Source organism: Anaerofilum hominis, assembly GCF_014287275.1.
Taxonomy (GTDB): Bacteria; Bacillota; Clostridia; order Oscillospirales; family Ruminococcaceae; genus Pygmaiobacter; species Pygmaiobacter hominis.
On the sequence record NZ_JACONZ010000001.1, the window covers coordinates 403,855 to 427,613 of the forward strand.

Consider the following 23,759-nt stretch of genomic DNA (forward strand, 5'->3'; position numbering starts at 1 on the left):
CCAATTGAAAAAATTTTATGAACAAAAGGATTTTTTACGATTTTGAAACCGCGTTCTCTGCAAAATCCCTGCCTTTCAGCCGTCCGCAGCAAACAGCAGCCGTGGCGGGCGCGCAAAAAAGGCCCGCCGTGCGGCAGCGCAGCATCGGTACTGCAATTTTCCCCTCACCCTCTGTTTTGCGGGGCCGCCGTCCGCCGGAGACCGCCGCCTGCCGGACGGTTTTGAAGAAAAAGCGCCCGGTCCGCGGGCGCCGGGCGCAAGAGGTGAAAGAGCACGGTGGGAGGAAGCTCCTTTCGCCCGTGTCCCGTACTATGTGTCCCGTACTGTGTACTGTGTCCCGTGTCCCCGCTGTGCCCGCGCCCGCCTCCACGGTTTAAAAACGGTATCCCGCTGCAGACAGGGGGGCGTCCAAAAAATATCCTCCAGCAAAGCCGGGGGGTTCACGAACGGGTAAAGCCCTGGAATACCTGCACACGCGTCCTACTGCGTTGGTACGGCCTGTCAGCCGCGAGAGATCGTGATACAAAAAAGAGGCGGCCGGGCGGCCGTCCCTTTTGTCCTTTTGTTCGGGTGCTCCCCGGCGCGTCGGCAGACGCGGAAAACGCGCCTTTAGGCATGAACGCCGCCTTTCTCCACAGGGGGATGAGTGCTAAACCGATCCTGCCAGCCCCACCAGCGGGGTATATGCCTCCGCGAGCCGGGCGGGCAGCACAAAGCGCGCGGCCGCGGGCAGTACCCGGATGGAGACCTGCGGGCGCAGGTCACATTCGCCGTCAATGTTGGTGACGATCTCTTTTTCCGGGACGATCTGGACCTCCCGGCCGCGCACAAACGTGATGATCTGCCGCAGCTCCGGGATGATCTCGTCGCCGCTGAAATGCCGGCCCGCCTGATATTTTGCGATCACGCCCGCCACTTTCAAGCGGCTCACCTTGTTTACCAGCAGCACGTCCAGCAGGCCGTCGTCCATGCGCGCCCGCGGCGCGGCGCGAAAACCGCCCCCATAGGTAGTGCCGTTCGCCACGGCCGCCAGCAGAAAGTTGCCCGTAAAGGCCTTGCCGTCCACCGACACGGTCATGCGGTTGCCCATGGGTTTGCAGATATTCTCCACAATGGAGATGTTATACGCCATCTTCCCCCCGCAAAAGGGGATGCGCCGGTATTTGGGGATGTTGTAAGCGACCGCGGCGTCCAGGCCCGCTGAACAGATCGCGGCCGAGATCTGGTCCTCCCCCACCTGCATCAGGTCAACGGGCACCGCCCAACCGGAGATATTGTCCTCCAGATCGAGAAAATCCTCCGCAGTGCCGAAGTTTTTCAAAAAATCGTTGCCCGAGCCCAAAGGCACGCAGGCGACCTCCGCCTCTGGATAGCGGAACGCCCCGGTCAGCACCTCGTTGAGGGTGCCGTCGCCGCCGCAGGCGTAAAAGCGCACCGGCTCGCGCGCCATGGCATACTGCTTTGCGATCTCGGTGGCATGACCGGGATACGCGGTGATCTCCACGGCATAATCGAGCTTCAGGGGGGCGACGCGCTCGATCAGGGCCGGCACAAAAAACTGGCTGGCGTCGGCCTTGCCTGATTTTGGGTTGACGATAAAAACATGTTTCATCCTGATGCCACCTCGCTGGGGGAAGTTTGGTCCTCTCTCATCATACCTCATTTCCCTGTGAGATACAACAAAATCCTGCTTTGGAGACGATTTGTTTTGTTTATTTCGCGCAGTTCCGCTGTTCTGACCCGCATCTGCCGCAGCGGCGGACCGACCGGGCGCGCATAAGCGGCATCCGCCTTGGCAGACTAATGCCGTAAAGGCGCATGCCATCACCTTAAAGGAGGTCCCCCCGTGGAAATACTTCACATCACCCTTACCAGCCTGGGCTCTGTCGTGGCCCTGTTTCTTCTGACCAAACTGATCGGCAACCGGCAGATGAGCCAGATGAGCCTGTTCGATTACATCAACGGCATCACCATCGGCTCGATCGCGGCGGAAATGGCCACCAGCCTGGAGGACGATTTTCTCAAGCCGCTGACCGCAATGGTGATCTATGCCCTGATCGCGGTCTGCATCTCGCTGTGCACCTGCCGCTCGATGGCACTGCGCAAGTTTTTCAACGGCAAGCCGCTGGTGCTGTTTGAGCACGGCAAGCTGTACAAGAAAAACCTCTTTTCCGCAAAAATGGACATCAACGAATTTTTGACCCAATGCCGGGGCGCGGGGTACTTTGACCTGAGCCAGCTGGAGGCCGCCGTGCTGGAGACCAACGGCCAGGTAAGCTTTTTGCCCCTGTCCGAACAGCGTCCCGTCACCCCGCACGACCTGGGCGTCACGCCCCCGCCGGAGACCCTCACCGTCAACGTCATCCTGGACGGAAAGGTGCTGGAGGAAAACCTCAAATACACCGGCAGGGATCAGAAATGGCTGATGACCCAGCTGCATGCGCAGGATATCGGCCAGATCAAGGACGTCTTTCTCGCCACCGTGGATGCGCAGGGCCAGCTGGCCGCCTATCGCATCCTGGACAAAAAAGTTTCTCACGAGATCTTTGAATAGCACTTCTGCGCACCGCTGTCCCAAAAAGGCGACGGCGCCCGGCAGGTATCAACCTGTCTGGACGCCGCCGCCTTTTTTGTCTGAATCTATTGGAGGTAGAAACTATGCTTTGCTCAGCCGAAATAGCGGGCCAGCAGGCCCTCAAAAGCCTTGCCGTGACGGGCCTCGTCGCGGGCCATCTCATGTACGGTGTCGTGGATGGCGTCCAGGCCCAGCTCTTTCGCTTTCTTTGCCAGCTCAAACTTGCCGGCGGTCGCGCCGTTCTCGGCGTCCACACGCATCTCGAGGTTCTTCTTGGTGGAGTCGGTCAGCACTTCGCCCAGCAGCTCGGCAAACTTGGCCGCATGCTCCGCCTCTTCATAGGCGGCTTTCTCCCAGTAAAGGCCGATCTCGGGGTAGCCCTCGCGATGCGCCACACGGGCCATGGCCAGGTACATGCCCACTTCGCTGCACTCGCCGTTGAAGTTCTCGCGCAGGCCCTGGATGATCTCGGGGTCAACGCCCTGAGCGACGCCCACCACATGCTCGGCGGCCCAACTCTTCTCGCCGCTCTGCTCCTTGAATTTGGAGGCAGGAGCCTTGCAGACCGGGCAGAACTCAGGGGCGGAATCCCCCTCGTGGACATAACCGCAGACGGTGCAAACAAACTTTTTCATGTTCATAACTCCTTATCTTTTATGTTTTTTTACAGGTCTTTTTGTTTTTGTTTGGTTTTTTCGACGTTTAAACTATACCATATCGGTGTAGTTTTGTCAACACCTTTTTTCTAGATTTTCCCTTTTTAAAAAATATTTCCAGCCCTGCCTCAACGCGAAAAATGCTGCGGCGTTTTTTTGCGCAAAAACGCGCGGCCGCAGCCGCGCGCTTCCCTCTTTTCCGGCCGCCCTGCCTGGATGCCCCGCAAGATCACCGCTGCTTTCAGCGCCGGTCCGGGTCGTCCCTCTCTTTTTGGCGCATGAGGCCTGCGCGCTGCAGCGCTGGCAGCAGCAGGCGCAGCGAGATCGAGGTCACCGCCCCCATGCCGATGCCCGACACGATCAGCACCGGGGCATAAGCAAGGGAAAAGGCGGTCTTCAGCCACAGAGAGGCCATCAGCAGCTGACCCATATTGTGGGCCACCGCCCCGGCCACCGACAGCACAAGATAAGAGGGCTTTTCTTTTGGCAGCAGAAGCAGCAGCATCACAGCCAGGCTCAGCAGCCCTCCGGCCAGGCTCAGCGCGCCCGCGGAGAGGCCGCGGGTCAGCATGGCGAAAAAGCTTTTCAGCAGCACCAGCGTCAGCGCCTGCCCCCTGCCGAGAAAGAACAGCGCGTACATCACCACGATATTGGCAAGCCCGGGCTTGACCCCCGGCGGCAGGCCCAGCGCCGGGGCCGCCATGCCCTCTACAAAGCTGAGCAGGACGGCCAGGGCAAATAGCATGCCGCCCATGGCCACCGCGCGCGCTTTTCCATTTTTCACTTCTCCGCCCCCTCTTTTGGCAGTGGATATCCGGCGCGGCCGCCGGCCATACTAATCCTGCCAGTATTTCCCGCGCACAGCGCCCTGTTCGCGCCCCGCGGGCCGTCCGCCGCCTGCCGGTCTACAAGCTTATATAAAGGTAACGCGATAGCCCCCTCCCTGTTCGCTGAGGCGGAAACTGTCCTCCAGGGCGCGGGAGACCAGCAGTTCGTCCTCCTCCGTGAGCAGGATGACCGCCACATCGTCGTGGCTGCGCATGAACGCCTTGGTCTTTTCGCTCCCCCACACAAAAAGGGTCGTGGACAGAAAATCCGCCCGGGTGCCGTCTTTACAGATGACCCCCACCGAGACGATGTCGCTTTGGGCGGGATACCCGGTGCTGCCGGACAGGATGTGGTGGTAGCGCGTGCCGTCCTCCGCTTCAAAATACCGCTCGTAGCCGCCCGACACCGCCATGACCTGATCCTCCAGCGCCACCGAGGCAATATAGGATTCGTCGGCCTTTTTAGGGGTGCGGAACCCGACCCGGAACTGCGCTCCGTCCGGGTTCCTGCCCAGCACATACACGTTGCCGCCGATGCTGAGCACCGCCGCCCGCACGCCGCGCTCCTCATAGATCTTCTGCGCCAGGCTGCAGGCGTTGCCCTTGGCGATGCCGCCCAGGTCGATGGCCTGCCCTGCCCGGGGCAGAAAAACGGTGCGGGCCTGCGGGTCAAGCTGCACCTCCGCGTCGCCGATCAGCAGCAGGGCGTCGTCGATCTCCTGCTGGGAGGGCACCCGCGGATGGTCGGTGGTGACGCCCCACAGCTGGGTGAGCGGGGCGATGGTGATGTCGAAAGCGCCTTCCGAGGCAGCGGAGAGCGCCAGGCTTTGCTGCAGCAGTTCAAAGGTGGCCGCGCTCACCTCCACCGGATGGTCCCCGGCCGCGGCGTTGATCGCCGCGATCTCGCTGTCCGGGTCAAACAGGGAAAGTCTCCCCTCAAACTCCCGCAGAGCGGCCTCCACCTCCCGCATCGCCTGTTCGGCCCGCAGGCCGTAGACCCGCTGGGTCACGACGGTGCTCATCACATAGGTGCTGGCGTTATGCGGCGTGCGCTCCAGCCCGCGCAGCACGCCCACCGCGACGAGCGCCGCGGCCGCCAGGCCCCCCGCCACCAAAAGGATCCTGTTTTTTCTTTTCATCGTCCCATCCTGTCGTTAAAAGTGATGCGGCCCGCAAGCCTGCCAGTCATCGGCGGAGCGGCGCTCTGAGAGTTCAATTTTAGGAGGAAAGCGCCCCTTTGTCAAGCGCCGCCCCTTATGCCGCCCCTTTATAATGTGTACTTGCCGTCACAAATGCTCCGTCCTGTGACAAAATCCCGCCAAATTTGACAGCATGGCCAAATTTTATTATAATGAGTTGCGCATATGCGGATGGGAGGTGAAATGCGAATGAAAAAAACGGCGTCTGTTATTGCGGCGCTGCTGATGGCGCTCTCACTGTTTGCCGGCTGCGGCGCCTCCTATCAGGACGGCGTCTACCATGCCGAATTCAAAGATTACGACAGCCACGGCTGGAAAGAATATGTCGACGTACAGGTGCAGGACAACAAGGTCACCATCCTCACCTTTGACGGCGTGAATGCCGACGGGGACAAAAAGTCGGAGGATGAGGACTACCGCGCGTCGATGGAGCCGGTCAAGGGCACCTATCCGGCCAAATTTTACGCCGATATCACCAACCAGTATCTGGAAAAAGGCGATTTGAAAGACGTCGCCACCGTGGCGGGCGCCACCCTGTCCACCGACAACTTCAAAGCGCTGATGACCGCGCTGGAGTCCAACATGAAAGACGGCGTCACCGACCCGGTGATCGTGGACTCTTCCGCTTCGCAGAAATAACGGCAGCTCTCTGCCGCCGTTCTGTGCCCCGGCCTTTGCGCCGCGGGCTTCTGGCATTCAACCGCACAGACCGGAGCATCCCGGTTTTCAAGCCCGCGCAGGTCCGCGGGCTTTTTTACTGCCTGTTTTCGGCCGCGGCGCTTTTGCCCCTTTCTTCCCCGCGGGCGAAACCGTGAATAATTGGTAACTTTTGTGCGAACACTAAGGATGCCTCTTGAAAAAACACCTTATTTCAGTTAGGATATACTGGTATGAGATGAAAATTCTGGAGAGGTTGTTTATGAAAAAGACTGTTTTGCTCTTCGCCGCTTTTTCTCTGTTTTCCTGCCTGCTCTGCGGCTGCGGGGCTTCCGGGCAGGACAAGACTTACGACCTTGACCAGGTGGCCGCGGCGATCTCCGCCGTCGCGCCCGTCCCCTATCCCGCCGACATGGACGACGAGTATCTCACCGGCATGTACGGCCTCGACCCCGCCGACGTCGAGGAATACCGCGGGCAATACTCCAACACCAACACGTTCACGGACGAGCTGCTGCTTGTCCGGGCCGCCGAGGGCAAAGCGGACGCGGTCTGCGAGGCCTGCGAGGCCCGCCGGGCCGCAAAGCAGGAGCAGGCCGCCATGTACGACGAGGTGCAGGCGCAAAAGGCCCAAAACGGCCGCGTCGTCGTCAGGGGCGACTATGTGATCTTTGTGGTGGCCGGCGACGACGGCCGCATTGCCGACGGCGAGGTGAACGAGGTCTATCAGGAGATCGACAAGGCCATTGAAGATGCCCTGGCATAAAAGGTGATAAAAGTGGCGTCCGCCCCGGCGCTCCCGCTTTTACCATAAGCGCAAAGCTGTAGAATGAAAAAATCGGAAAGGACTTTTCAGCAACATGAAAAAACTCTGTTCTCTTCTGCTCGCACTCTGTACTCTGGCGGTGCTCGCCACCGGCTGCGGCAAGGACGCCGAAACCAAACAGTATAACCTGGGCGACGTGATGGACGCGATCGAGGCCGTGGCCCCCGTGGCCATGCCCGCTGATATGGACGACGAATTTCTCACCAGCATGTACGGCCTGGACATGGCGGACGTGGAGGAATACAAGGGCAAATATTCCAACGTCAACATCTCCACCGACGAGATCCTGATCCTCAAAGCCGCCAAGGGCAAGACCGATGCCGTCAAGGAAGCCTGCGAGGCCCGCCAGAAAGCAAAGGCCGACCAGTTCGCCATGTATCTTGAGGACCAGGCCATCAAGGCGCAGAACGGGCGCATCGTGGTCAAGGGCGACTATGTGATCTTTGTCATCGCCGGAGACTCGGTCCGCATCGCGGACGGCGAGGTGGACGCGGTCTATCAGGAGATCGACAAGGCCATTGACGACGCGCTGGCCTGATTTCTCAAAAACCGCTTGTGCGGCGCCTGTTTTTCCTTTATACTGGACCCGGGGCCGGCGTCATGAGGCGCCGGCCCTTTTGGTCTTTTTCCGCAAATATCCGGGCGGCAAGCCGCCCGCAGGGTTGGTGATGTGTTTTGGTCTTCAGCAGTCTGCTGTTCATCTTCCGTTTTCTGCCCATCGCGCTGGCGGTCTACTACCTGGCGCCACCGCGGCTCAAAAATCTGGCCCTGTTTTTGATCAGTCTGTTCTTTTACTCCTGGGGCGAGGTGCGCTATTTTCCCGTCATGGCGGCCTGTATCCTGGGAAACTACCTGCTGGCGCTCTGGCTCGGCCGGCTGCAGGACAGGCGCCGCGCCCGGCGGGCAGTGCTGGTGCTGGTCGTCGTGTTCAATATCGGCATGCTGTTTTTCTTCAAATACAGTGATTTCTTCATCAGCAATCTCAACGCGCTGCTTGGCACCTCCATCCCGCTGCTGCGCCTGACCCTGCCGCTGGGCATCAGCTTTTACACTTTCCAGACCATGAGCTACACGCTGGACGTGTACAAGGGCACGGTGCAGCCGGAGCGCAACATCATCGACCTGGGCGCCTACGTGGTGATGTTTCCCCAGCTGATCGCAGGGCCCATCGTCCTATACAAAGACGTGGCCGCCCAGCTCAAGGTAAAAAAAGGCCGCTATACGCTGGCGGGCATCAACGAGGGCATCGGCCTGTTTATTTTGGGCCTGGGCAAAAAAGTGCTGCTGGCCAACAACATCGGCGCCTTGTGGGAGGATATCAAGCTGCTGGGCTACAGCAGCGTTTCCACCCCCCTGGCCTGGCTTGGGCTGGTGGCTTTCACGCTGCAGATCTACTTTGACTTTTCCGGTTATTCCACCATGGCCATCGGCCTTGGCAAAATGCTGGGGTTCAATTTCCCCGAAAACTTCAACCTGCCCTATATCAGCCGCAGCATCACCGAGTTCTGGCGCCGCTGGCACATGACCCTTTCCGGCTGGTTCCGCGAATACGTCTACATCCCGCTGGGAGGCAACCGCCGGGGCCTGCCGCGCCAGATCTTCAATCTTTTTGTGGTGTGGACCCTCACCGGTTTCTGGCACGGCGCAAACTGGAACTTTTTGCTGTGGGGCTTCTATTATTTTGTGCTGCTGGCCGTGGAAAAGCTTTTTCTCTACGACAAACTGCAGCGCGGCCGGGTCTGGCCCCATCTTTATGCGCTGTTTTTCATCGTGGTGGGCTGGGGGCTTTTCGCAGTGGACAGCGGCATGGGGGACATCGCCGCCTTCTTTTCGCGCCTGTTCTGGCCCCAGGGCGGCGTCTCGGCCCTTTATTTTGCCCGCAACTACGGCGTGGCCCTGCTGGTGGGCATGCTTTGCAGCACCCCGTGGCCGCGCAGGTTCTACGCCTGGGCCTGTAAAAAAAGCGAGCTGCTGCGCATCCTGATGCTGGCGGCGGTGCTGCTGGTCTCGGTGGCTTACCTTGTGGACAGCACCTACAACCCGTTCATCTATTTCCGGTTTTAGAGGGGAGGCAGCACAATGAAAAACAAACTCAAGGCCATTTTGAAATATCCTGCCATCCTGCTCTTCTTCGCCTTTATCCTGCTGTATTCCGTGGCGGACAGCATGGTCAACGACCGCAGAGAGAGCGAGCTGGAAAACCGCAAGCTGGCCCAGAAACCGGCGATGACGGTCAAAAACCTGCTCGCCGCCAAAGAGACGGAAAAGTTCTCTTATCTGTACGAGCAGTACATCAACGACCAGTTTCTCGGGCGGGACGGCTGGATCAGCCTGAAGAGCCGGGCGGAGAGCGTACTGCTCAAAACGGAAAATAACGGCGTGCTCTATGGGAAAGACGGCACCATGTATCAAAAATTCTTCGTGCTGGACACGGCGGCCGGCGGCGGCACCCAGCTGGAGACCAATATCGAAAACGTGCGCCAGTTCATCGCCCGCCATCCCGGTCTGGTCAAGGTGATGATCGTGCCCTCCGCCGACATGGTGGTCACCGACAAACTGCCGCTTGCAGCCCCCTTTGTGGACGAAGCGCCCTGGATGGCGCAGATGGCGCAGGTCTTTGCCGGCGACGCGGTCTTTCTGGACCCCACCCAGACGCTGCGCGGGCATGCGGACGAATATCTCTTTTACCGCACCGATCACCACTGGACCACGCTGGGCGCCTATTACGCCTATCTCCAGTACGCCGGCGCGGCGGGCAGGGACGCGGCGTCCGCCGCCGGTCTTGTCCCCACCCAGGTCGGGGATTTTCTGGGGACCCTGTACAGCAAGACCAAGCTCTACAACGCCCAGGCCGACCTGCTCAGCTATTACCCGCAGCTGGATGGACAGATGACCATCGTGCAGCTGCTGGACAAGGCCGACCGGGACGCGGTGCAGCAGGCTTACGAGGCGGGACAGATGTCGGAGGAGGCCTATGCGCAGGTCGCGGATCGGGTAGTGGACCTGTACGAGACCGATAAGCTCTCCACCCGGGACAAATACGCCATGTTCCTGTACGGCAACAACGGTTTCTCCCGCATCGAGGGCGAGGGCAAGGGCAAGGTGCTGGTCATCAAAGACAGCTACGCCAACTGTTTTGTGCCTTTTCTCACCGCCGATTATGCCCAGATCGACGTGGTGGACCTGCGCAGCCTCAAGGGGACCACGGTGGACGCCCTGATCGCTGAAAACAGCTACGACGACGTGCTGGTGCTGTACAACTTCCAGAGTTTTTCCAGCGATACCAATCTGGTGCTGCTCAACAGGGGCAGCGGGAACTGAGGCGCCCCCGCCGGCGGTCTCCCCCGAAAGACCTGCCGCAAAACAGCTTCAAGGCAGAGACATCCCCGGCCGGGGAGCGCTTCTCCGCCCATTTAAAAAACGCCCTCCGTGTGGTTTTTCCAGCCAAACGGGGGGCGTTTCTTTGAGCAGGGCCCCGCGCCGGCACTGCGGGCAGACGCCGCCAGTGAAAACGTTCGCCGCCCAAAGCCGGAGTGGGACAGGAAAACAGGAGCCGAGCCATTCGATTTTGGCGCAGCGCAGGTCCAAACCCGCGGGGCGCTCCATGCAGGATAACACCCTTGGTTTTCGCCCACGCTGCATCCAAGATCGCGGGACGCGACCGCGCAGCGCCGCAAAGGCGACAATTGGGGATGCAGTGCAAGGCAAACCACTGCAGGCATCCTGTATGGCTGGCAAAGTGGCTTCAAAAGCGCTTTGCCATGTCTTGCAAAGCCCGGCTTTGCCGGGCTTGCCGGGCCGGCCGCTTTCCATCAGCGTGGGCTGCGCTGATGGCCGGCCCCGCAGCGCGTCCCAATTTTCCCCTTTGCGGTCACGTTTCCTTATTCGGATCCGGCTAAGACGCGGGGACAGTTTTCCCAAACAGGCCCGCGCAGGCGCGAAAGCGCGGGCTGCGCGGCCGCGCGCCCCCTTGCGGGCGGTGGGGCGCAGGGGGGCGGACAAAAGACCGCCGGAAGTTTTAAACATGCCTGCGCAGCGGGGGCCTTAGCAGCCCGGCCGCCCTCTCCCCGTCTCCGTTTCCGGCCTCTGCTCTGCCCGCGGCAGGGCCTGGCCCGAAAAACAGCTCCTTGGGGGAGCGCCCCGGGCGCCTCCGGTTTTACCGGCCCCGGTGCCTTGCCTTTTTCTTTTCGGTCCGCAGCGCATACCGCCGTTCCTGCTCCGCCTGCCGCCGCTGCCGGGAACCTGCCTTTCTCTCGCTCTTTTCTTCCTCCCGCTGCCGCTGCAGGGCCTGCTGTGCCCTGGTGCTCATCCCCCGCTGCTGCAGAAGAGCGCTGACCTGCCGCTGCACCCGCTTGGGGTTTGCCCTTTTCTCTTCATGCTGCTCCTCCCGGACTGCCGGTCCGAACCGCAGCTTATCCCAGCATCGCAGCACAAATGCATAGACCTCCGCCTCCCGGGGCTGAGCGCCAAAGACGACCCTGCACACCTCATAGCGGCCCTGCTCGCTGCGCTCGCACAGGCCGATCCAGAAAGGTGGCTCAAACAGCACGGTCAGGCTTCCGCGCGCCGTCATCCTGCATCCCCTCACTCCGCCGCAAAGCGGCGCTCAAAATCGTCCAGCCAGCTTTCCAGCGCGGCGTAGAGTGCGTCCTGCTGTTCAAAAACTGTCCGTCCCACCAGCGGGATATCCTTAAATTCGCGCGCGTATTGCCGGTTTTCGCCGGCGGAGGCCGTGAGGCTTTGCCGCAGCCGCGCCAACAGTTTCAGCCCCTCGTCTTTTTCCAGCTTGTTGAGGTTGGTCACCATCACATTCAGGTCCAGCAGAAAAGAGATCTGCCGGGAGGCGCACTCCTCCATGAGCTGCGCAAAATAGCGCCTGCCCTTTTCGGTGACCGTATAAACAGTCCTGCCGCCGGGGCGTTTTCCCGCGGCCGTCCCGCTCTCCAGATACCCCGCCGCCCGCAGCTGCAGCACCTTTTTATAGACGGACGGCACGCTGACCCGGGTCCAGCGGGAAAAATGATGCGCCTGCACGTCCTTTTGAAGCTCATAGGCGCTTTGGGGCCGTTCCATCACCATGCCCAGAACGATCAGGTCGATCGAAGACATGCGCTTCTCCTCCTCTTTTTACTATAATTTATAATACTATATATTATAGTAAAAATCAACCTTTATTTGCGCCGGGAGCTCTGCTTTGCGCCATCTGGCCAAGCCCTCGGCAACGCGCCTGCGCATCGGGCAGGCCGGGCGGGGCGGGAAGCCAGCGTCTCAACGCCCTTTTATCACAGCAGAGCGGTTTTGTCCGCGCAAAAAGCGCCTATATGCGGGCCGCCGGGCAAAGCGGTGCCGGTAGAAAAAGACGCGGCATCCCCCCGAGATTCCTGCCCCCTCCCCCTCTCGGCCTTTTTCAGCGGGCCTTTTTGAGCTCCGGGTTCTGGGTCAGGGGGGCGCTTTCAGCAAAGCGGCGGACGCAGCACAGCGGCCCCCGGGGCGGGACAGCAAAAGGGCGGGAACACACCGAGAGGTGCTCCCGCCCTTTTGTCTGCTTTTATTCCAGATATTCCCCGTGTTCTTCCAGCAGGCGCTCCCATTCTGCATAAAGCTCGTTCTGGCGAAAGCGCGCATCGTCCAGATCGTCGCACAGTTCGGTCAGGCGCAGGTGGTCGCTGGCGATCTCCGGCACCGAGAGGCTCTGCTCCATCTCCAGGATATCCGCCCCCAGGGCCTCGATCTCCCGCTCCAGTTCTTTGGCGCGGCTGCGCACCTCCGCTTTCAGGCGGCGCTCTTCTTTCTGGCTGCGCTGCGGTCTTTCGCCCGCCTCCGCCGCCGCTTTGCGCCTCCCCGCGCCCTGCGGGGCCTCCATGGTCGTGCGGGCCAGCAGCTGCCGGTAACCCGCGTAAAAGGTCGCGCCGCCGTTTTCCAGGTAGAGGATCGGGCAGGCGAGGCTGTTCATGAGATAGCGGTCGTGGGTGACCAGCAGCAGAGTGCCGGTAAAGGCGGCCAGCGCCTGGCTCAGGCTCTCGCGCATATAGATGTCCAGATGGTTGGTCGGCTCGTCGAGAAAAAGTAGGTTGGGCCGCTCCAGCAAAATTTCGGCAAAGCGCAGCCGCGACAGCTCGCCGCCCGACAGGGTGGGCACCTCTTTAAAGACCTCCTCGCCTTTAAAGCCCAGCCGCGCCAGATGGCTGCGCACCTCCAGCTCGGTCATGCGGGGGTATTTGTTCCAGATGGCGTCGATGACCCGCCCGCCTGCGCGGTGCTGCTGCTGTTCAAACGTGGAGAGCTTGACGCCGCTGCCCAGCCGCACGGCCCCGCTGTCGGGCTTTAAGCGGCCCGCCAGCACCCGCAGCAGCGTGGACTTGCCGGTGCCGTTGGGCCCGGCGATGACCAGCCGGTCGCCCCGCAGCACGTTCAGGTCCAGATCGCTCACCAGCCGGCCGCCCCCCGCGGAAACGCAGAGTTTTTTGGTGGTGAGCACGTCCTCATAGGGGTCCAGATCATACTCAAAGCGGAATTTCAGTTCATACCCCGCGCGGTGGGGCTGTTCGGTGATCTCCATCTTTTCCAGCTGCCGCCGGCGGCTTTGGGCCATGCGGGTGGTGCTGGCGCGCACCAGATTTTTGTCCACATACTCCTGCAGCTTTTTGGCGCGGGCCACATCGGCGTCGTGCTGTTTTTGCTGCACGGCCACGGCCAGCTCTTTCTGCGGCAGATAGGCGGAATAGTTGCCCTTGTAGCAGGTGATGGTGTTCTGCTCCAGCTCCCAGGTGCGGTTGGTGACGGCGTCCAGAAAGTACCGGTCGTGGGACACGGTGAGGATCGCGCCGGCATAGGTCTTGAGGTAAGCTTCCAGCCATTCCAGCGTCTCAAAGTCCAGATGGTTGGTGGGCTCGTCCAAAATAAGCACGTCGGGGTTCTGCAGCAGCAGCTTTGCCAGCTGCAGCCGGGTGCGCTCGCCCCCGGACAGCACCTTTACCGGCTTGTCGTGGGTGTCGGGGGGAAAGGCCATGCCCGCCAGCACCTTTTTGATCTGCACGTCCCGGTTGTAGGCGTCCTGGGCGTCGATGACCGCGCTGGCCGCGGCGTGCCGCTCCAGCAGGGCCGCATCGCCCGGGCGCAGCGCAAGGGTGCGGTTCACCTCTTCCAGCTCCGCCATTGCGGCCAGTGCCGGGGCGTAGGCGTCCTCCATCTCCTGCCAGACGGTGCGGGTGGTGTCCAGCGCGGCGTTTTGCTCCAGATAACCCCAGGTCAGATTATGGCTGTAGGTGACTTCCCCCTCGTCCGGCTGCAGCTCGCCGGTGATGATGCGCAGCAGCGTGGTCTTGCCCGTGCCGTTTTCACCGATGATGCCGATGCGGTCCTGCCGGTCGACCGCGGCGGTCACGTCCCGCAGCACCCGCTCGGCGCCAAAGCTTTTTCCTGTTTTCTGTAATGTGATAAGCATAAATGATTCCTTTGTCTATTTCTCTCAGGGAGCGTCCTCTATCCGATAGATCTGCACTTTTGCATTTTCATACACCAGCGGAAACTGTGCGAGTTGTGCTGTGTCTCCGGGAAACTGGAGCGAAAAGACCAGATAGCGCACCCCATTCTCCCGGGCCAGACGAACGACTTCCTGCGGCGTGGTATTCTCACTGAAAAATGCGGCGTTCACATCTTTCTTTTCCCTGACCACAGCTTCTGAGACCCCCATATTGGTGACGGCATAGGTGTATCCCTCCATATATGCCTGCCGCCCGGAAAGGGCCGTATAAATACACGAGACCCCTCCTCCCGTACCCGGCTGAGCGTCGATGCGATTGGTCGCGAACAGCTCGTCCGGCGCGGCGTTTGCCGCCAGCCATTCCATTGCCGCCTCATCCTCTGCACAGGCGACTGCAGCATACGGATATTTTGGAATGATATCGAGATTGCGCAGCAACTGCCGCCCGCCGCTGCCCACAAAGTTGATACAGAGCATCAGCGTGGTCAGCAGCCCGACGCCTCCCAGCAGAACCACCGCCGCCTTGAAAGGCCTGCTTGCCGGGCGCCCCACACGGTCTGCTGCCAGCAGGTTGACGCAAAAGATGGCGAACAGCACAAAATAGATCTGGCTGTAGGAGGGGTGCCAGAAAGCAAAATAAGCGATCGCCCCGCCGCAGACCACTCCGTTGGCCAGCAGACGTTCTGCAGGCAGCCGGAAAAGGCCGCGCACATCATCCCACATCCCCCGCAGATAGAGGGGGAATTGCAGCGGCTGCATACAAAACAGGATCAGCAGCGCAAAAAGAGGGAGCGACAAATACCAGAGATAGCGATTGTTCAGCAGCACAGCGTTGAAGTAATGGGAAAAAGCGCTCATCTGAAAAGTCCGGTCTCCCAGCCTCATGCTGGTATTGGCTCCTGAGGCATAAAAAGTCGTATATATCACAGCAAAAATACACGGCACACCGGCCAGAGCCGTCAGCGCCTTGCCGTAATGCGGCCGCCGAAAAAGCACGAAAACCATGGTGATCCCGAAGCTGCAGGCTGCGATCGCCGCCACCGGCCCCTTGGCAAAACAGAGCAGTGTAAAACTGCCCAAAAAAGCTGCGAGATAACGCCAGGTGACGGCAAATCCCCTGCGGGCCATGAGGGTAAAAAGAAGAAAAAAGATCGAGGCGAAGATCAGCGCCGTCCCCTGGGCATTCAGATTGGTGACCAGATAACTCAGGTTGTAGTTCCAAAACAGGCCTCGCCCGTCCGGCAATGCCGCACACATGCTGGCGCAGTTAAACAGAAAAAGCCCACAAATAAATGCTGCAGTCTTATTCCTGTCCCCCTTATAAAAGCCGTCTCCCAGCGCCCGCAGACAGCAGACAAGGGCCGCCAGCACAGCCGGCCCCATATAAAATGCCACCACGTTGTATGCGGAAAGACCGCTCACCAGCGAGAGAATGCCCTCTACCATCTCGGTGAGATAGTGGTATGTGAGCCGCACCTGTGAAAAGCGGATATCCTGCGGGGGAAACGCGATCTTAAAAGAGTTGGCGTTGCCGATGTTCCACAGCAGATCCTGATTGGGCAGGATCGCTCCCACCGCAGAAGGGCGGGCATTTTTTACCACCACGGAAAAAGCGAACAGGACCACCAGCCCTGCAGTCAATAAACCATAGAACAGCGCCGGGCCGTTGTGCCACAGCCTTTTTAGACGGACGCGTGCATCTGCCGGCCTCCAGCATAGAAGCAGCCAACTGACGGCCAGCAGCGGAGGCAGCAAACGCAGCGCCCACAAAAATCCCAGCCGCATACAAAAGCAATACAGCACGCAAAGAAAGCCTGTCCCCAACAAGATGGCGAGCGGCGCCCGCGCACCCGGCAAAGCCCGTTCCAGCCCTGCGGCCCGCGTCAGCAGCAGGCCGGGGAGATAGAGATAACCCAGCACACAGAGCCAGAAGCGAAAGGCCCCCATCAGTGCGCCGCCGGAGAGCAGCACCAGCAGCAGATAGATCGTCAGGCAAAAGAAAATAAGCGTTTTCTTTGTGCGTACCAGGCCGTTATAGGCTTGTTCCCATATTTTCTTCACGCCCGCACGGTCCTCCTCTTTTTAAACGCTGATAAGCGCAAAAATGCCGCGCCCCAAGCCAGTCAAGGGCCTTGGACGCGGCGGTCCTTTTTGATTTTATCACATACCGGCCGTTTTGCAAAGAGCCGTTCCGTTTACTTTTTGAACAGGCGGTTGAGCAGCGCAATGGCCACACTAATGACCCCCATAACGATAAAAATGCCGCACATGCCGAAGAGCATGGTGTTCAGCGACTGTAAAACTGCGCTCATATCCATCTTGTTTTCCTCCTTAGCGCGCGATAAGGTTGAGGATCAGGCCGCCCGCGATGACCGAGGCGATCTGGCCGCCCACGTTGACGCCCGCCGCCTGCATGAGGATAAAGTTCTGCGGGTCCTCTTTCAGCGCCATCTTGGCCACCACGCGGCTGCTCATGGGGAACGCGGAGATGCCGCAGGCGCCGATCATGGGGTTGACCTTTTTCTTGCTGAACAGGTTGATCAGCTTGGCGAACAGCACGCCGCCGATGGTGTCAAAAATGAACGCCACCAGGCCCAGCGCCAGGATCATCAGGGTCTGCCAGGTGAGAAACAGCTCCGCCTGCATTTTGGTTGCGACCGTGATGCCCAGCAGCAGCGTGATCAGGTTTGCCAGCACGTTCTGCGCGGCTTCCGACAGGCTGCCCAGCACGCCGCATTCCCGCAGCAGGTTGCCGAACATCAGAAAACCGACCAGTGCTACGCTGCGGGGCGCCACGATGCCGGCGATCACGGTGACCATGATCGGGAAGAGGATGCGCACCGTTTTGCTGGTCTGCTTTGCCTCGTAGGGCATGCGGATGCAGCGCTCTTTCCGGGTGGTGACCAGCTTGATGCAGGGCGGCTGTATGATGGGCACCAGCGCCATATAGCTGTAGGCGGCCACGATGATGGCGCCGATATATTTTGTGCCGTAATAGGTGCCCACAAAGATGGACGTGGGGCCGTCCGCCGCGCCGATGATACCGATCGAGGCGGCGTCAGTGATGGAAAAGCCCAGCAGGGTGGCCGCTGTGATGGTGAAAAAGATGCCGAACTGCGCCGCGGCCCCAAACAGCAGCAGCTTGGGGTTTTGCAGCAGCGGGCCAAAATCGATCATCGCCCCGATCCCGATAAAAAGCAGCAGAGGGAACAGCTCGTTGTCGATGCCCGCGCGGAACAGCTCGCTGAGGGCCCCCGGTTCCGCCGCGATGCCGGTGGCCGCGTCGATGCCCTGGTCGATCACGCCGGACAGCGGCAGATTGACCAGGATCGCGCCAAAGCCCATGGGCAGCAGCAGGGTGGGTTCCATGTCCTTTTTGATCGCCAGATAGATCAGCGCGCCGCCGATGACCCACATGACCAGCATCTTCGCGATCTCAATGCCGTTCATGGAGAGCAGGCTGCCCAGCAGCGACTGTACAAACTGGGAAAGTGCGTCCATTCTTGATTCTCCGTTTCCTTTTCAACTTGTCCGGCGCCCGTTTGGGCGCAGTAAGGATATCTTACCATGTCCGCTCCCCTTTTGAAAGAAGCGAATGTAAAATCCCTGTAAAATCGCCTGCGCCGCACCGCCGCAAAAGCGGGTCAGTCCGCCGCACCGCCGGCGGGGATCTTCTCGTCCAGCCAGGCGGCCACATCGGCGTAGACCTCGGCGCGGTTGGTCTCGTTGAGCACTTCGTGCCGCGCGCCCGGGTACAGCTTGAGCTGCACGTCCCCGACGCCCGCCTCCCTGAGCCAGCCGAACACCTTTTTGACCCCCGCGCCGTAGTCCCCCACCGGGTCCATGTCGCCCGAGATCATCAGCATCGGCGTGGATTTTTTCAATTTTGCCGCCCAGGCCGGGCTGCTCACGTCCCGCAGGATGGCCATCAGCTCATGAAAAGCGCTGACCGTGAAGATGAAAGTGCATTTGGAGTCCCGCGCATAAGCGGCCACGATCTCTTTGTCCCGGCTGATCCAGTCATAGGGCGTATCCGGCGATGGGATGCGCTTGAGATAAGCGCCGAACGCGAGCCGGTTGATGAACGCCGAGCGATGCTTTCCGCCGCGCACCGCACTCAGCACACTGGTCAGCGCAAGCCCCACCCCGCCCAGCGGGTTGGGGCCGCCGGTGCCGCAGATCACCAGGCCGTCGATGGTGTCGGGCCAGGACGCGGCGTACTGCCGCGCAAAAAAGCTGCCCATGCTGTGCCCAAACAGTACCAGCGGCAGCTCCGGAAACGCCTCGTGGGCAAGGCGGTTCATGGTGTGCAGGTCCTCCAGCACATATTTGCGCCCGTCGCGCTCGGCAAAATAGCCGTCGGTGCCGCTGTCGCCGGTGGCGCCGTGTCCCAGATGGTCGTTGCCGCACACCGCATATCCCCTGGCGCAGAGATAGGCGGCAAAATCGTCGTAGCGCCCGATGTACTCGCACATGCCGTGCGACAGCTGCACCACGGCGCGCGGCGCCGTCTCGCTGTCGGTGTAAAAATAGCCCACGACCGTGTCCTCGCCATTGGCGGAGTTAAAGCTGATATTTCTTTTTTTCACCGACATGGTCCAATTCCTCCTGTTCCAAAATCACCGTTTTGAGTTCTTCAAACCCCCGCACCGTGTAGGTGGGCTGGATCCCCGTGTCATTCTCCTGCTCCCGGAAATTGCACCAGCAGGTGTCCAGCCCCGCCGCCGCGCCGCATTTGATGTCCGCGGCCAGGCTGTCGCCCACCACCAGCACCTTTTTGCGGTTGCTCACACCCAGCTTTTCCAGGGCAATGTTGACAAAGCGCTTGTCGGGCTTTGCCACCCCCAGCTTTTCCGAGATAAAGACCCCGTCGGCGAACGCCCCGATGCCCGAGGCCTCCAGCCGGCCCATCTGCGCTTTCTGCGCCCCGTTGGTGATGATGCCCACCGTCACATAGTCTTCCACGTCGGCCAGGAATTCATCCGCTCCGGGCAGGATCTGGGCCCCTTTTGCCAGCTCGCCGAGGTAGTAGTCGTTGATCTTTGCCGGGCTGCCCTGCCTGCCCAGATGGTTCAGCAGCTTGGAAAAGCGCAGCGTCAGCAGCCGCTCTTTTTTGATGCTGCCGCGCTCGAATTCCCGCCAGAGCTTTTCGTTGATTGCGCGGTATTCCGCGATGGTCTGCGCGTCGCCCGGCAGCTCGAAATGCGCCAGCGTGGCCGCGATGGCCGATGCCTCGGCGGCGTCAAAGTCCAGCAGCGTGTTGTCCAGGTCGATGAGCATGCAATTGTAATGCGCCATTGACGGATTCTCCTTTTTTCACGCGCCGCGCCCGCATGCCGGGGCGGCGCGCCGTTCCTTCGATGTCTCTATCATTATCGGTTATTTGACGGCTTCTGTCAATGAAAAACCGGACAGGAGCGCCCCCCTGCCCGGCCGGGCCGCCCCTTTGCCGGGCGGCGTGCTCAGACGTAAAATTCTTCTTTCGCGCTGCGGAAGAAAAGCCTTTGAAACGCCTCCTCCGCTGGGACGCCCCTGTAGAGGATCGCATACACCGTCTCGCAGATGGGCAGCTCCACGCCGTGCGCTTCGCCCAGGCGCACCAGCGCCTGGGTCGTGGGCACGCCCTCCGCCAGCAGCGTATACTGCTCCCCCCTTGCCACCGCCTCGCCAAAGCGCCGGTTGTGGCTGTGCGGGCTGAACAGCGTGGCCTCGTAGTCCCCCAGATGGCACAGCCCATAGGCGGACAGCTCGTTGCCGCCCATGGCGCGGATGAGGCGGGCGATCTCACGTGCGCCGCGCGCCATCAGCGCCCCTTTCAGGCTGGAAAGCCCTTTTCCATCCAGCAGGCCCGCCGCGATGCCCATCACGTTTTTTGCCGCGGCGCCGATCTCGGTGCCGATCAGGTCGGTGCCGATATACAGCCGCAGCAGCTCGCTCTGGAACTGCTCCACAATGCGCCGTGTCAGCGCCCGGTCGTCCGAGTCGACGACCATGCAGTTGGGCACGCCGGCCAGAAAATCCTGGACATGCCCGGGGCCGACCCAGACGGCGAGCCCCACGGGCTGGGTCAGGCTCTCCCGCATCACCTGGGTCAGGCGTTTGCCGGTCTCCTCCTCCAGCCCTTTCATGCACAGGATAAAGGTCTTGCCCGCGATGGGATGACCGTTGAGACGGGCGGCAAAGCCGCGCAGCTGCTGGGCGGAGATCGAGATGATCACGGTCTCGCTGGCGGCCAGCGCCCTGCCCAGATCCTCCTCCAGGACGACCGCCTCCGGCAGGGTGAGATAATCGTTTTTCCGGCTCTCCCGCAGTGTCTCAAAGCTGCGCGAGCCGCTGCGCCCCCAAAGCACGACGCGGCCGCGCCGGCTGTGAAAGCTGGCCAGAAAAGAGCCCCAGCGGCCGCAGCCCAATACGGTACAATTCATCTGGATGTCCCCCTGTTATGTAAGAGATCCGCCGCTCTCCCCCGGCAGCGGGGAAGGCTGTGCGGAAGAAGCCGGCGCGCTCTCCGGCGCCGCTGTCCCCTCCGGGCCGGGCGCCGCAGTCTGTCCCGGCGCCGGGGGCTGGGAAGAGTCCGTCGCGGCAGGGACGTCCTGCTGCGGGGGCGCCGAGGCGGGCGGCGTCTCGGCGGGCAGCGGCGTTTCCGCGGGCTGCGGAGTCTCGGTGGGCTGCGGCGTTTCCGTGGGCTCCGGCGTCTCGGTGGGCTGCGGGGCCTCCTCCGCTTCCCCCTGAGACGAAGAGCTGGGCGCATAGGGCTCGTTTCTGCGGGTCGGCTGCGGCTTCAGCTCCGGCCGCCGGTCCTGTGCGTCATAGCTGTGGGTGCGCACATACTGCACAAAAGCCGCCGCTCCCCGGGCGGTAAAATGCATGCCGTCCTCTTCCACATAGGCGGTCTTCATATAGCCGTCCGACCCTTTGAGCGCTTCGGCGCTGTTGAGAAAGGGATAACCGTTCTCCTCGGCAAAGGCCGCCAGCGCCAGGTTGAAAGCGTCGATCCTTTTCTGGACCTTTGCCGCATCGGTCTTGCCCGCCCCCACCGGCGGCACCGCCGCGATGATGATGTCCGCATAGGGATATCCGGCTTCCAGCGACTCCAGCGCCTGTTCATAGGCTTCGAGAAACGCCTCGGGCTGCATATCGGTGTTGTTGGTGCCGAACATGACGATCATGCGGCGCGGCTGCAGCAGGGCGGCGGCTTTGGCCATGGTGACGGGCTCGGCATACTCCCTGAACCAGATGCACGCTTTTGTCGGGACGCTCTGCACCCCCAGGCCGACCGACCCCGCCATATTATTCATCTCGATCTCGCCGAACCCCGCCAGGCGCACCGTATTGGAATCCCCCACAAAGAGGCTCTCCTGCAGATATTCCTCGCCCGCGTCCTCGGTCTCCCGCAAAAACGCGTCCGAAAATTCGGCGACCTGCTGCTCATATTGGCGCTGCTCATAGGTCTGCTGCGGGGCGGCGGGCACCTGCTGCGGCGCCTGCGCCCGGCCGGCGGAAAAGGCCGCTGCCACGGCGGCGCCCGCTGCGGCCAGACATAGCAGCGGCAGGGCGCACAGCAGTACGGCGCGGCGCTTTTGCGCCGGCGCAAGCCGGCCAAAATTGCGCAGCATCGCCCACAGGCCCCCCAGCCAACGCCGCAGGCGCGCAAAAAGCCCGGGGCTTTTTTTCTTTTTTGGCTTCAATCTCTCACAACACCGCTTTCCAAACACGATTTTGCCGCATTTGCAAAAAAGGTCAATCCTCCGCGTGCAGAACAAACTCCATCACTGCCAGCGGGCTGTCCGCCAGCGCGATATGGGGATGGCTCTCCAGCTCTTCCCGGCTGCCATAGCCGTACAGCACGCCCAGGCCGTCGACTCCCGCCGCCCTGGCGCCCAGCAGGTCGTCCCGCCGGTCCCCCACCATCAGACAATCCTCCGGGGCAAAGCCCCCATCCCTCATATTCTTGCGGATCACAGCGGTTTTATCCATGACGCCCGCCGCCTCGTCAGTCCCGCCCACCAGGGCGAACCAGCGGGTCAGCTCGAAATGATCCAGCACGCGCAGCGCAGTGTCCCGCGGCTTTGCCGTGGCCAGGCACACCGCGACCCCCGCCTCTTTCAGGCGGCGCAGCGCTTCGGGGATGCCCTCGTAGATCTCCGCATCAAAAAGGCCGCCCCCGCCGTAGTACTCCCGGTAAATGCGCACGCCCTCCGCCACCTGTTCCGGCGGCAGGAAATCCGCGAACATCAGCTGCAGCGGCGGGCCGAGATATTTTCGCAGCTGCTCCTTTGTCGGATGCAGACCGAACCGGCCCAGCGCATACTGCATCGACCCCAATATGCCCGGGGCGGAATCGGCAATGGTGCCGTCCAGATCAAAAAAAGCCGCGCGATATCTCATTATTACACCTTCCTGTCCCATCTTGCCCGTCCCATCCTGCCGCCCTGATGTGCGGCCTCACAGATGGTTCAGTATACCACTTTTTGCCCCGGATGGCAAATTGGACCGCAGGACGCCCGCACGCAGCCGCCCGCGGGCATCCCCCTCCCCTGCATCTCGATCCGCCCGGCCCCGGCCCGCAGCAGCCGCGAAGGATCAGACGCGCATTTTTAGTCTGCGACAAGCGAAAAGACCCGCGGAGAAGCATGGATAGCAGCTTTTCTTGTTTGATCTCGCCGAAAGGGCCCGGCCGCGTTGAGCGGGCGCGCCGTTTTCTCCTCCCGGCCGCCCCCGTGAGCATCCCGCGTCAAAAGATCAGGCAGTGCGCAAAACCAACGGCAGGGGGGCCGCCCCGCAAAAGCACGCCCTCTAACGGCCCTGCGCCGGAGGCAGCCGGTCGGCGGCTGCCAGACAGAGGCGGCCGCCCCCCTGCGGCATGCCAGGACGTCACAAAACCAGACAGGCCCGCTTCCCCGGCATAGGACAAAGCCGGGGCGCGACAGTCTCTTTCCTCAGCCAGAGCAGGCGGACAAACTTGCCGCCTGCAATTTCTGCCGTCTATTTTTCCAGGTTGGCAGGTCCAAACCCGAACGGCAGCAGCTCGCCCAGCGTGCGTTCCACATAGTCCTCCGGGCTTTTCGCCATCAAAACGATGAGATCGTCGCCGCCAAACTCGTAAAGGGCCTGCCTGCAGACGCCGCAGGGACCGGTCACCAGCTTGTTTTTCTCGCCCTCCATGCTGCCGACGATGGCAATGGCCTCAAACTCGCGTTCCCCCTCGCTCACCGCCTTGAACAGGGCGGTGCGCTCTGCACAGTTGGTGGGGGTATATCCCGCATTTTCCACATTGCAGCCGGTGTAGACGCGGCCGCTTTTGCCCAGCAACGCTGCACCTACCTTGAAGTGGGAATAAGGGGTGTAAGCGTTTTCCCTTGCGGCAAATGCCTGCTCGATCAGTGCTTTTCTGTCCATTCCGCTGCTCCTTTCCGGCGTTTTGCGCCGCGGCGTGTGCCTTTTGCTCTTCTGTTTTCAGTATAGCATTTTGCTCCTCCGCGCGCCAGAGGCAGATGGGGAAATCATGCCGCCGACCTGATGCGGCGCCCGGAGGG

Annotated in this window: 22 protein-coding genes; 6 read left to right on the forward strand and 16 right to left on the reverse strand. The window is 61.3% G+C overall.

Features of this window, described 5'->3' with window-relative positions; all coding sequences use genetic code 11:
- Positions 1–649: 649 nt before the first annotated feature.
- On the reverse strand, positions 650–1,612 hold the full coding sequence (locus tag H8S23_RS01790) for a diacylglycerol/lipid kinase family protein (protein ID WP_186886597.1): 963 nt from the start codon (positions 1,610–1,612) through the stop codon (positions 650–652).
- A 234-nt stretch (positions 1,613–1,846) separates the two neighbouring features.
- On the opposite strand from H8S23_RS01790, the gene H8S23_RS01795 reads away from it, so the two are divergent.
- Positions 1,847–2,554, forward strand: a complete 708-nt coding sequence (locus H8S23_RS01795) for a YetF domain-containing protein (protein WP_186886598.1) — start codon at positions 1,847–1,849, stop codon at positions 2,552–2,554.
- A gap of 113 nt (positions 2,555–2,667) precedes the next feature.
- Here H8S23_RS01795 and H8S23_RS01800 read toward each other — a convergent pair whose 3' ends face one another.
- The 3 genes from H8S23_RS01800 to H8S23_RS01810 form a co-directional block, all read right to left on the reverse strand.
- Positions 2,668–3,210, reverse strand: a complete 543-nt coding sequence (locus tag H8S23_RS01800) for an NADH peroxidase (RefSeq protein WP_186886599.1) — start codon at positions 3,208–3,210, stop codon at positions 2,668–2,670.
- A gap of 262 nt (positions 3,211–3,472) precedes the next feature.
- A complete protein-coding gene (locus H8S23_RS01805; RefSeq protein WP_341479875.1) occupies positions 3,473–4,015 on the reverse strand; it encodes a Gx transporter family protein in 543 nt (180 codons plus the stop codon).
- Positions 4,016–4,144: 129 nt separating this feature from the next.
- A complete protein-coding gene (locus H8S23_RS01810) occupies positions 4,145–5,197 on the reverse strand; it encodes an FAD:protein FMN transferase (RefSeq protein ID WP_186886600.1) in 1,053 nt (350 codons plus the stop codon).
- A gap of 249 nt (positions 5,198–5,446) precedes the next feature.
- Here H8S23_RS01810 and H8S23_RS01815 point away from each other — a divergent pair, with 249 nt between their 5' ends.
- The 5 genes from H8S23_RS01815 to H8S23_RS01835 all read left to right on the forward strand — a co-directional run bounded on the left by H8S23_RS01815 (position 5,447) and on the right by H8S23_RS01835 (position 10,061).
- Positions 5,447–5,896: an FMN-binding protein gene (locus tag H8S23_RS01815; protein WP_186886601.1), complete on the forward strand. Its 450-nt coding sequence runs from the start codon at positions 5,447–5,449 to the stop codon at positions 5,894–5,896.
- Positions 5,897–6,176: 280 nt separating this feature from the next.
- Entirely contained in the window at positions 6,177–6,680 is a 504-nt protein-coding gene (locus H8S23_RS01820) for a DUF4358 domain-containing protein (protein ID WP_186886602.1), read from the forward strand.
- A gap of 94 nt (positions 6,681–6,774) precedes the next feature.
- The gene (locus H8S23_RS01825) at positions 6,775–7,278 is read left to right on the forward strand and encodes a DUF4358 domain-containing protein (protein ID WP_186886603.1); all 504 of its coding nucleotides are present in this window, start codon (positions 6,775–6,777) and stop codon (positions 7,276–7,278) included.
- Positions 7,279–7,415: 137 nt separating this feature from the next.
- On the forward strand, positions 7,416–8,804 hold the full coding sequence (locus tag H8S23_RS01830) for an MBOAT family O-acyltransferase (RefSeq protein WP_186886604.1): 1,389 nt from the start codon (positions 7,416–7,418) through the stop codon (positions 8,802–8,804).
- A 15-nt stretch (positions 8,805–8,819) separates the two neighbouring features.
- Positions 8,820–10,061, forward strand: a complete 1,242-nt coding sequence (locus H8S23_RS01835; RefSeq protein ID WP_186886605.1) for a DHHW family protein — start codon at positions 8,820–8,822, stop codon at positions 10,059–10,061.
- Between the two features lie 835 nt (positions 10,062–10,896).
- On the opposite strand, the gene H8S23_RS01840 is transcribed toward H8S23_RS01835, so the two are convergent.
- The 12 genes from H8S23_RS01840 to H8S23_RS01890 all read right to left on the reverse strand — a co-directional run bounded on the left by H8S23_RS01840 (position 10,897) and on the right by H8S23_RS01890 (position 23,622).
- Entirely contained in the window at positions 10,897–11,313 is a 417-nt protein-coding gene (locus H8S23_RS01840) for a YjdF family protein (RefSeq protein ID WP_186886606.1), read from the reverse strand.
- Between the two features lie 11 nt (positions 11,314–11,324).
- Positions 11,325–11,849: a PadR family transcriptional regulator gene (locus tag H8S23_RS01845; RefSeq protein ID WP_186886607.1), complete on the reverse strand. Its 525-nt coding sequence runs from the start codon at positions 11,847–11,849 to the stop codon at positions 11,325–11,327.
- Between the two features lie 439 nt (positions 11,850–12,288).
- Positions 12,289–14,184 (reverse strand): ABC-F family ATP-binding cassette domain-containing protein, encoded by a 1,896-nt coding sequence (locus H8S23_RS01850; RefSeq protein WP_186886608.1) that lies wholly within the window; start codon positions 14,182–14,184, stop codon positions 12,289–12,291.
- 24 nt (positions 14,185–14,208) lie between these two features.
- A complete protein-coding gene (locus tag H8S23_RS01855; protein ID WP_186886609.1) occupies positions 14,209–16,284 on the reverse strand; it encodes a hypothetical protein in 2,076 nt (691 codons plus the stop codon).
- A gap of 134 nt (positions 16,285–16,418) precedes the next feature.
- A complete protein-coding gene (locus tag H8S23_RS14080) occupies positions 16,419–16,541 on the reverse strand; it encodes an OadG-related small transporter subunit (protein ID WP_279289044.1) in 123 nt (40 codons plus the stop codon).
- Positions 16,542–16,554: 13 nt separating this feature from the next.
- Positions 16,555–17,673, reverse strand: coding sequence for a sodium ion-translocating decarboxylase subunit beta (locus H8S23_RS01860; RefSeq protein ID WP_243165861.1), 1,119 nt, complete (start codon positions 17,671–17,673; stop codon positions 16,555–16,557).
- Between the two features lie 194 nt (positions 17,674–17,867).
- A complete protein-coding gene (locus tag H8S23_RS01865) occupies positions 17,868–18,818 on the reverse strand; it encodes an alpha/beta hydrolase (protein ID WP_186886611.1) in 951 nt (316 codons plus the stop codon).
- The gene (locus H8S23_RS01870; protein WP_186886612.1) at positions 18,787–19,521 is read right to left on the reverse strand and encodes a YjjG family noncanonical pyrimidine nucleotidase; all 735 of its coding nucleotides are present in this window, start codon (positions 19,519–19,521) and stop codon (positions 18,787–18,789) included. The genes H8S23_RS01865 and H8S23_RS01870 overlap by 32 nt, the downstream gene beginning before the upstream one ends.
- Before the next feature lie 164 nt (positions 19,522–19,685).
- Positions 19,686–20,648: an NAD(P)H-dependent glycerol-3-phosphate dehydrogenase gene (locus tag H8S23_RS01875; RefSeq protein ID WP_186886613.1), complete on the reverse strand. Its 963-nt coding sequence runs from the start codon at positions 20,646–20,648 to the stop codon at positions 19,686–19,688.
- 15 nt (positions 20,649–20,663) lie between these two features.
- Entirely contained in the window at positions 20,664–21,839 is a 1,176-nt protein-coding gene (locus tag H8S23_RS01880) for an SGNH/GDSL hydrolase family protein (protein ID WP_186886614.1), read from the reverse strand.
- A gap of 124 nt (positions 21,840–21,963) precedes the next feature.
- Positions 21,964–22,611: an HAD hydrolase-like protein gene (locus H8S23_RS01885; protein WP_186886615.1), complete on the reverse strand. Its 648-nt coding sequence runs from the start codon at positions 22,609–22,611 to the stop codon at positions 21,964–21,966.
- Positions 22,612–23,208: 597 nt separating this feature from the next.
- A complete protein-coding gene (locus H8S23_RS01890) occupies positions 23,209–23,622 on the reverse strand; it encodes a cytidine deaminase (RefSeq protein WP_186886616.1) in 414 nt (137 codons plus the stop codon).
- Positions 23,623–23,759: the final 137 nt, after the last annotated feature.

Bases quoted from the DNA above. Each gene is read 5' to 3' on its own strand.
- H8S23_RS01880 (WP_186886614.1), bottom strand. From the start codon at position 21,839: ATGCTGCGCAATTTTGGCCGGCTTGCGCCGGCGCAAAAGCGCCGCGCC.
- H8S23_RS01800 (WP_186886599.1), bottom strand. From the start codon at position 3,210: ATGAAAAAGTTTGTTTGCACCGTCTGCGGTTATGTCCACGAGGGGGAT.
- H8S23_RS01865 (WP_186886611.1), bottom strand. From the start codon at position 18,818: ATGTCGGTGAAAAAAAGAAATATCAGCTTTAACTCCGCCAATGGCGAG.
- H8S23_RS01850 (WP_186886608.1), bottom strand. From the start codon at position 14,184: ATGCTTATCACATTACAGAAAACAGGAAAAAGCTTTGGCGCCGAGCGG.
- H8S23_RS01870 (WP_186886612.1), bottom strand. From the start codon at position 19,521: ATGGCGCATTACAATTGCATGCTCATCGACCTGGACAACACGCTGCTG.
- H8S23_RS01815 (WP_186886601.1), top strand. From the start codon at position 5,447: ATGAAAAAAACGGCGTCTGTTATTGCGGCGCTGCTGATGGCGCTCTCA.
- H8S23_RS01845 (WP_186886607.1), bottom strand. From the start codon at position 11,849: ATGTCTTCGATCGACCTGATCGTTCTGGGCATGGTGATGGAACGGCCC.
- H8S23_RS01885 (WP_186886615.1), bottom strand. From the start codon at position 22,611: ATGAGATATCGCGCGGCTTTTTTTGATCTGGACGGCACCATTGCCGAT.
- H8S23_RS01810 (WP_186886600.1), bottom strand. From the start codon at position 5,197: ATGAAAAGAAAAAACAGGATCCTTTTGGTGGCGGGGGGCCTGGCGGCC.
- H8S23_RS01890 (WP_186886616.1), bottom strand. From the start codon at position 23,622: ATGGACAGAAAAGCACTGATCGAGCAGGCATTTGCCGCAAGGGAAAAC.
- H8S23_RS01790 (WP_186886597.1), bottom strand. From the start codon at position 1,612: ATGAAACATGTTTTTATCGTCAACCCAAAATCAGGCAAGGCCGACGCC.
- H8S23_RS01860 (WP_243165861.1), bottom strand. From the start codon at position 17,673: ATGAACGGCATTGAGATCGCGAAGATGCTGGTCATGTGGGTCATCGGC.
- H8S23_RS01835 (WP_186886605.1), top strand. From the start codon at position 8,820: ATGAAAAACAAACTCAAGGCCATTTTGAAATATCCTGCCATCCTGCTC.
- H8S23_RS01825 (WP_186886603.1), top strand. From the start codon at position 6,775: ATGAAAAAACTCTGTTCTCTTCTGCTCGCACTCTGTACTCTGGCGGTG.
- H8S23_RS01820 (WP_186886602.1), top strand. From the start codon at position 6,177: ATGAAAAAGACTGTTTTGCTCTTCGCCGCTTTTTCTCTGTTTTCCTGC.
- H8S23_RS14080 (WP_279289044.1), bottom strand. From the start codon at position 16,541: ATGGATATGAGCGCAGTTTTACAGTCGCTGAACACCATGCTCTTCGGC.
- H8S23_RS01840 (WP_186886606.1), bottom strand. From the start codon at position 11,313: ATGACGGCGCGCGGAAGCCTGACCGTGCTGTTTGAGCCACCTTTCTGG.
- H8S23_RS01875 (WP_186886613.1), bottom strand. From the start codon at position 20,648: ATGAATTGTACCGTATTGGGCTGCGGCCGCTGGGGCTCTTTTCTGGCC.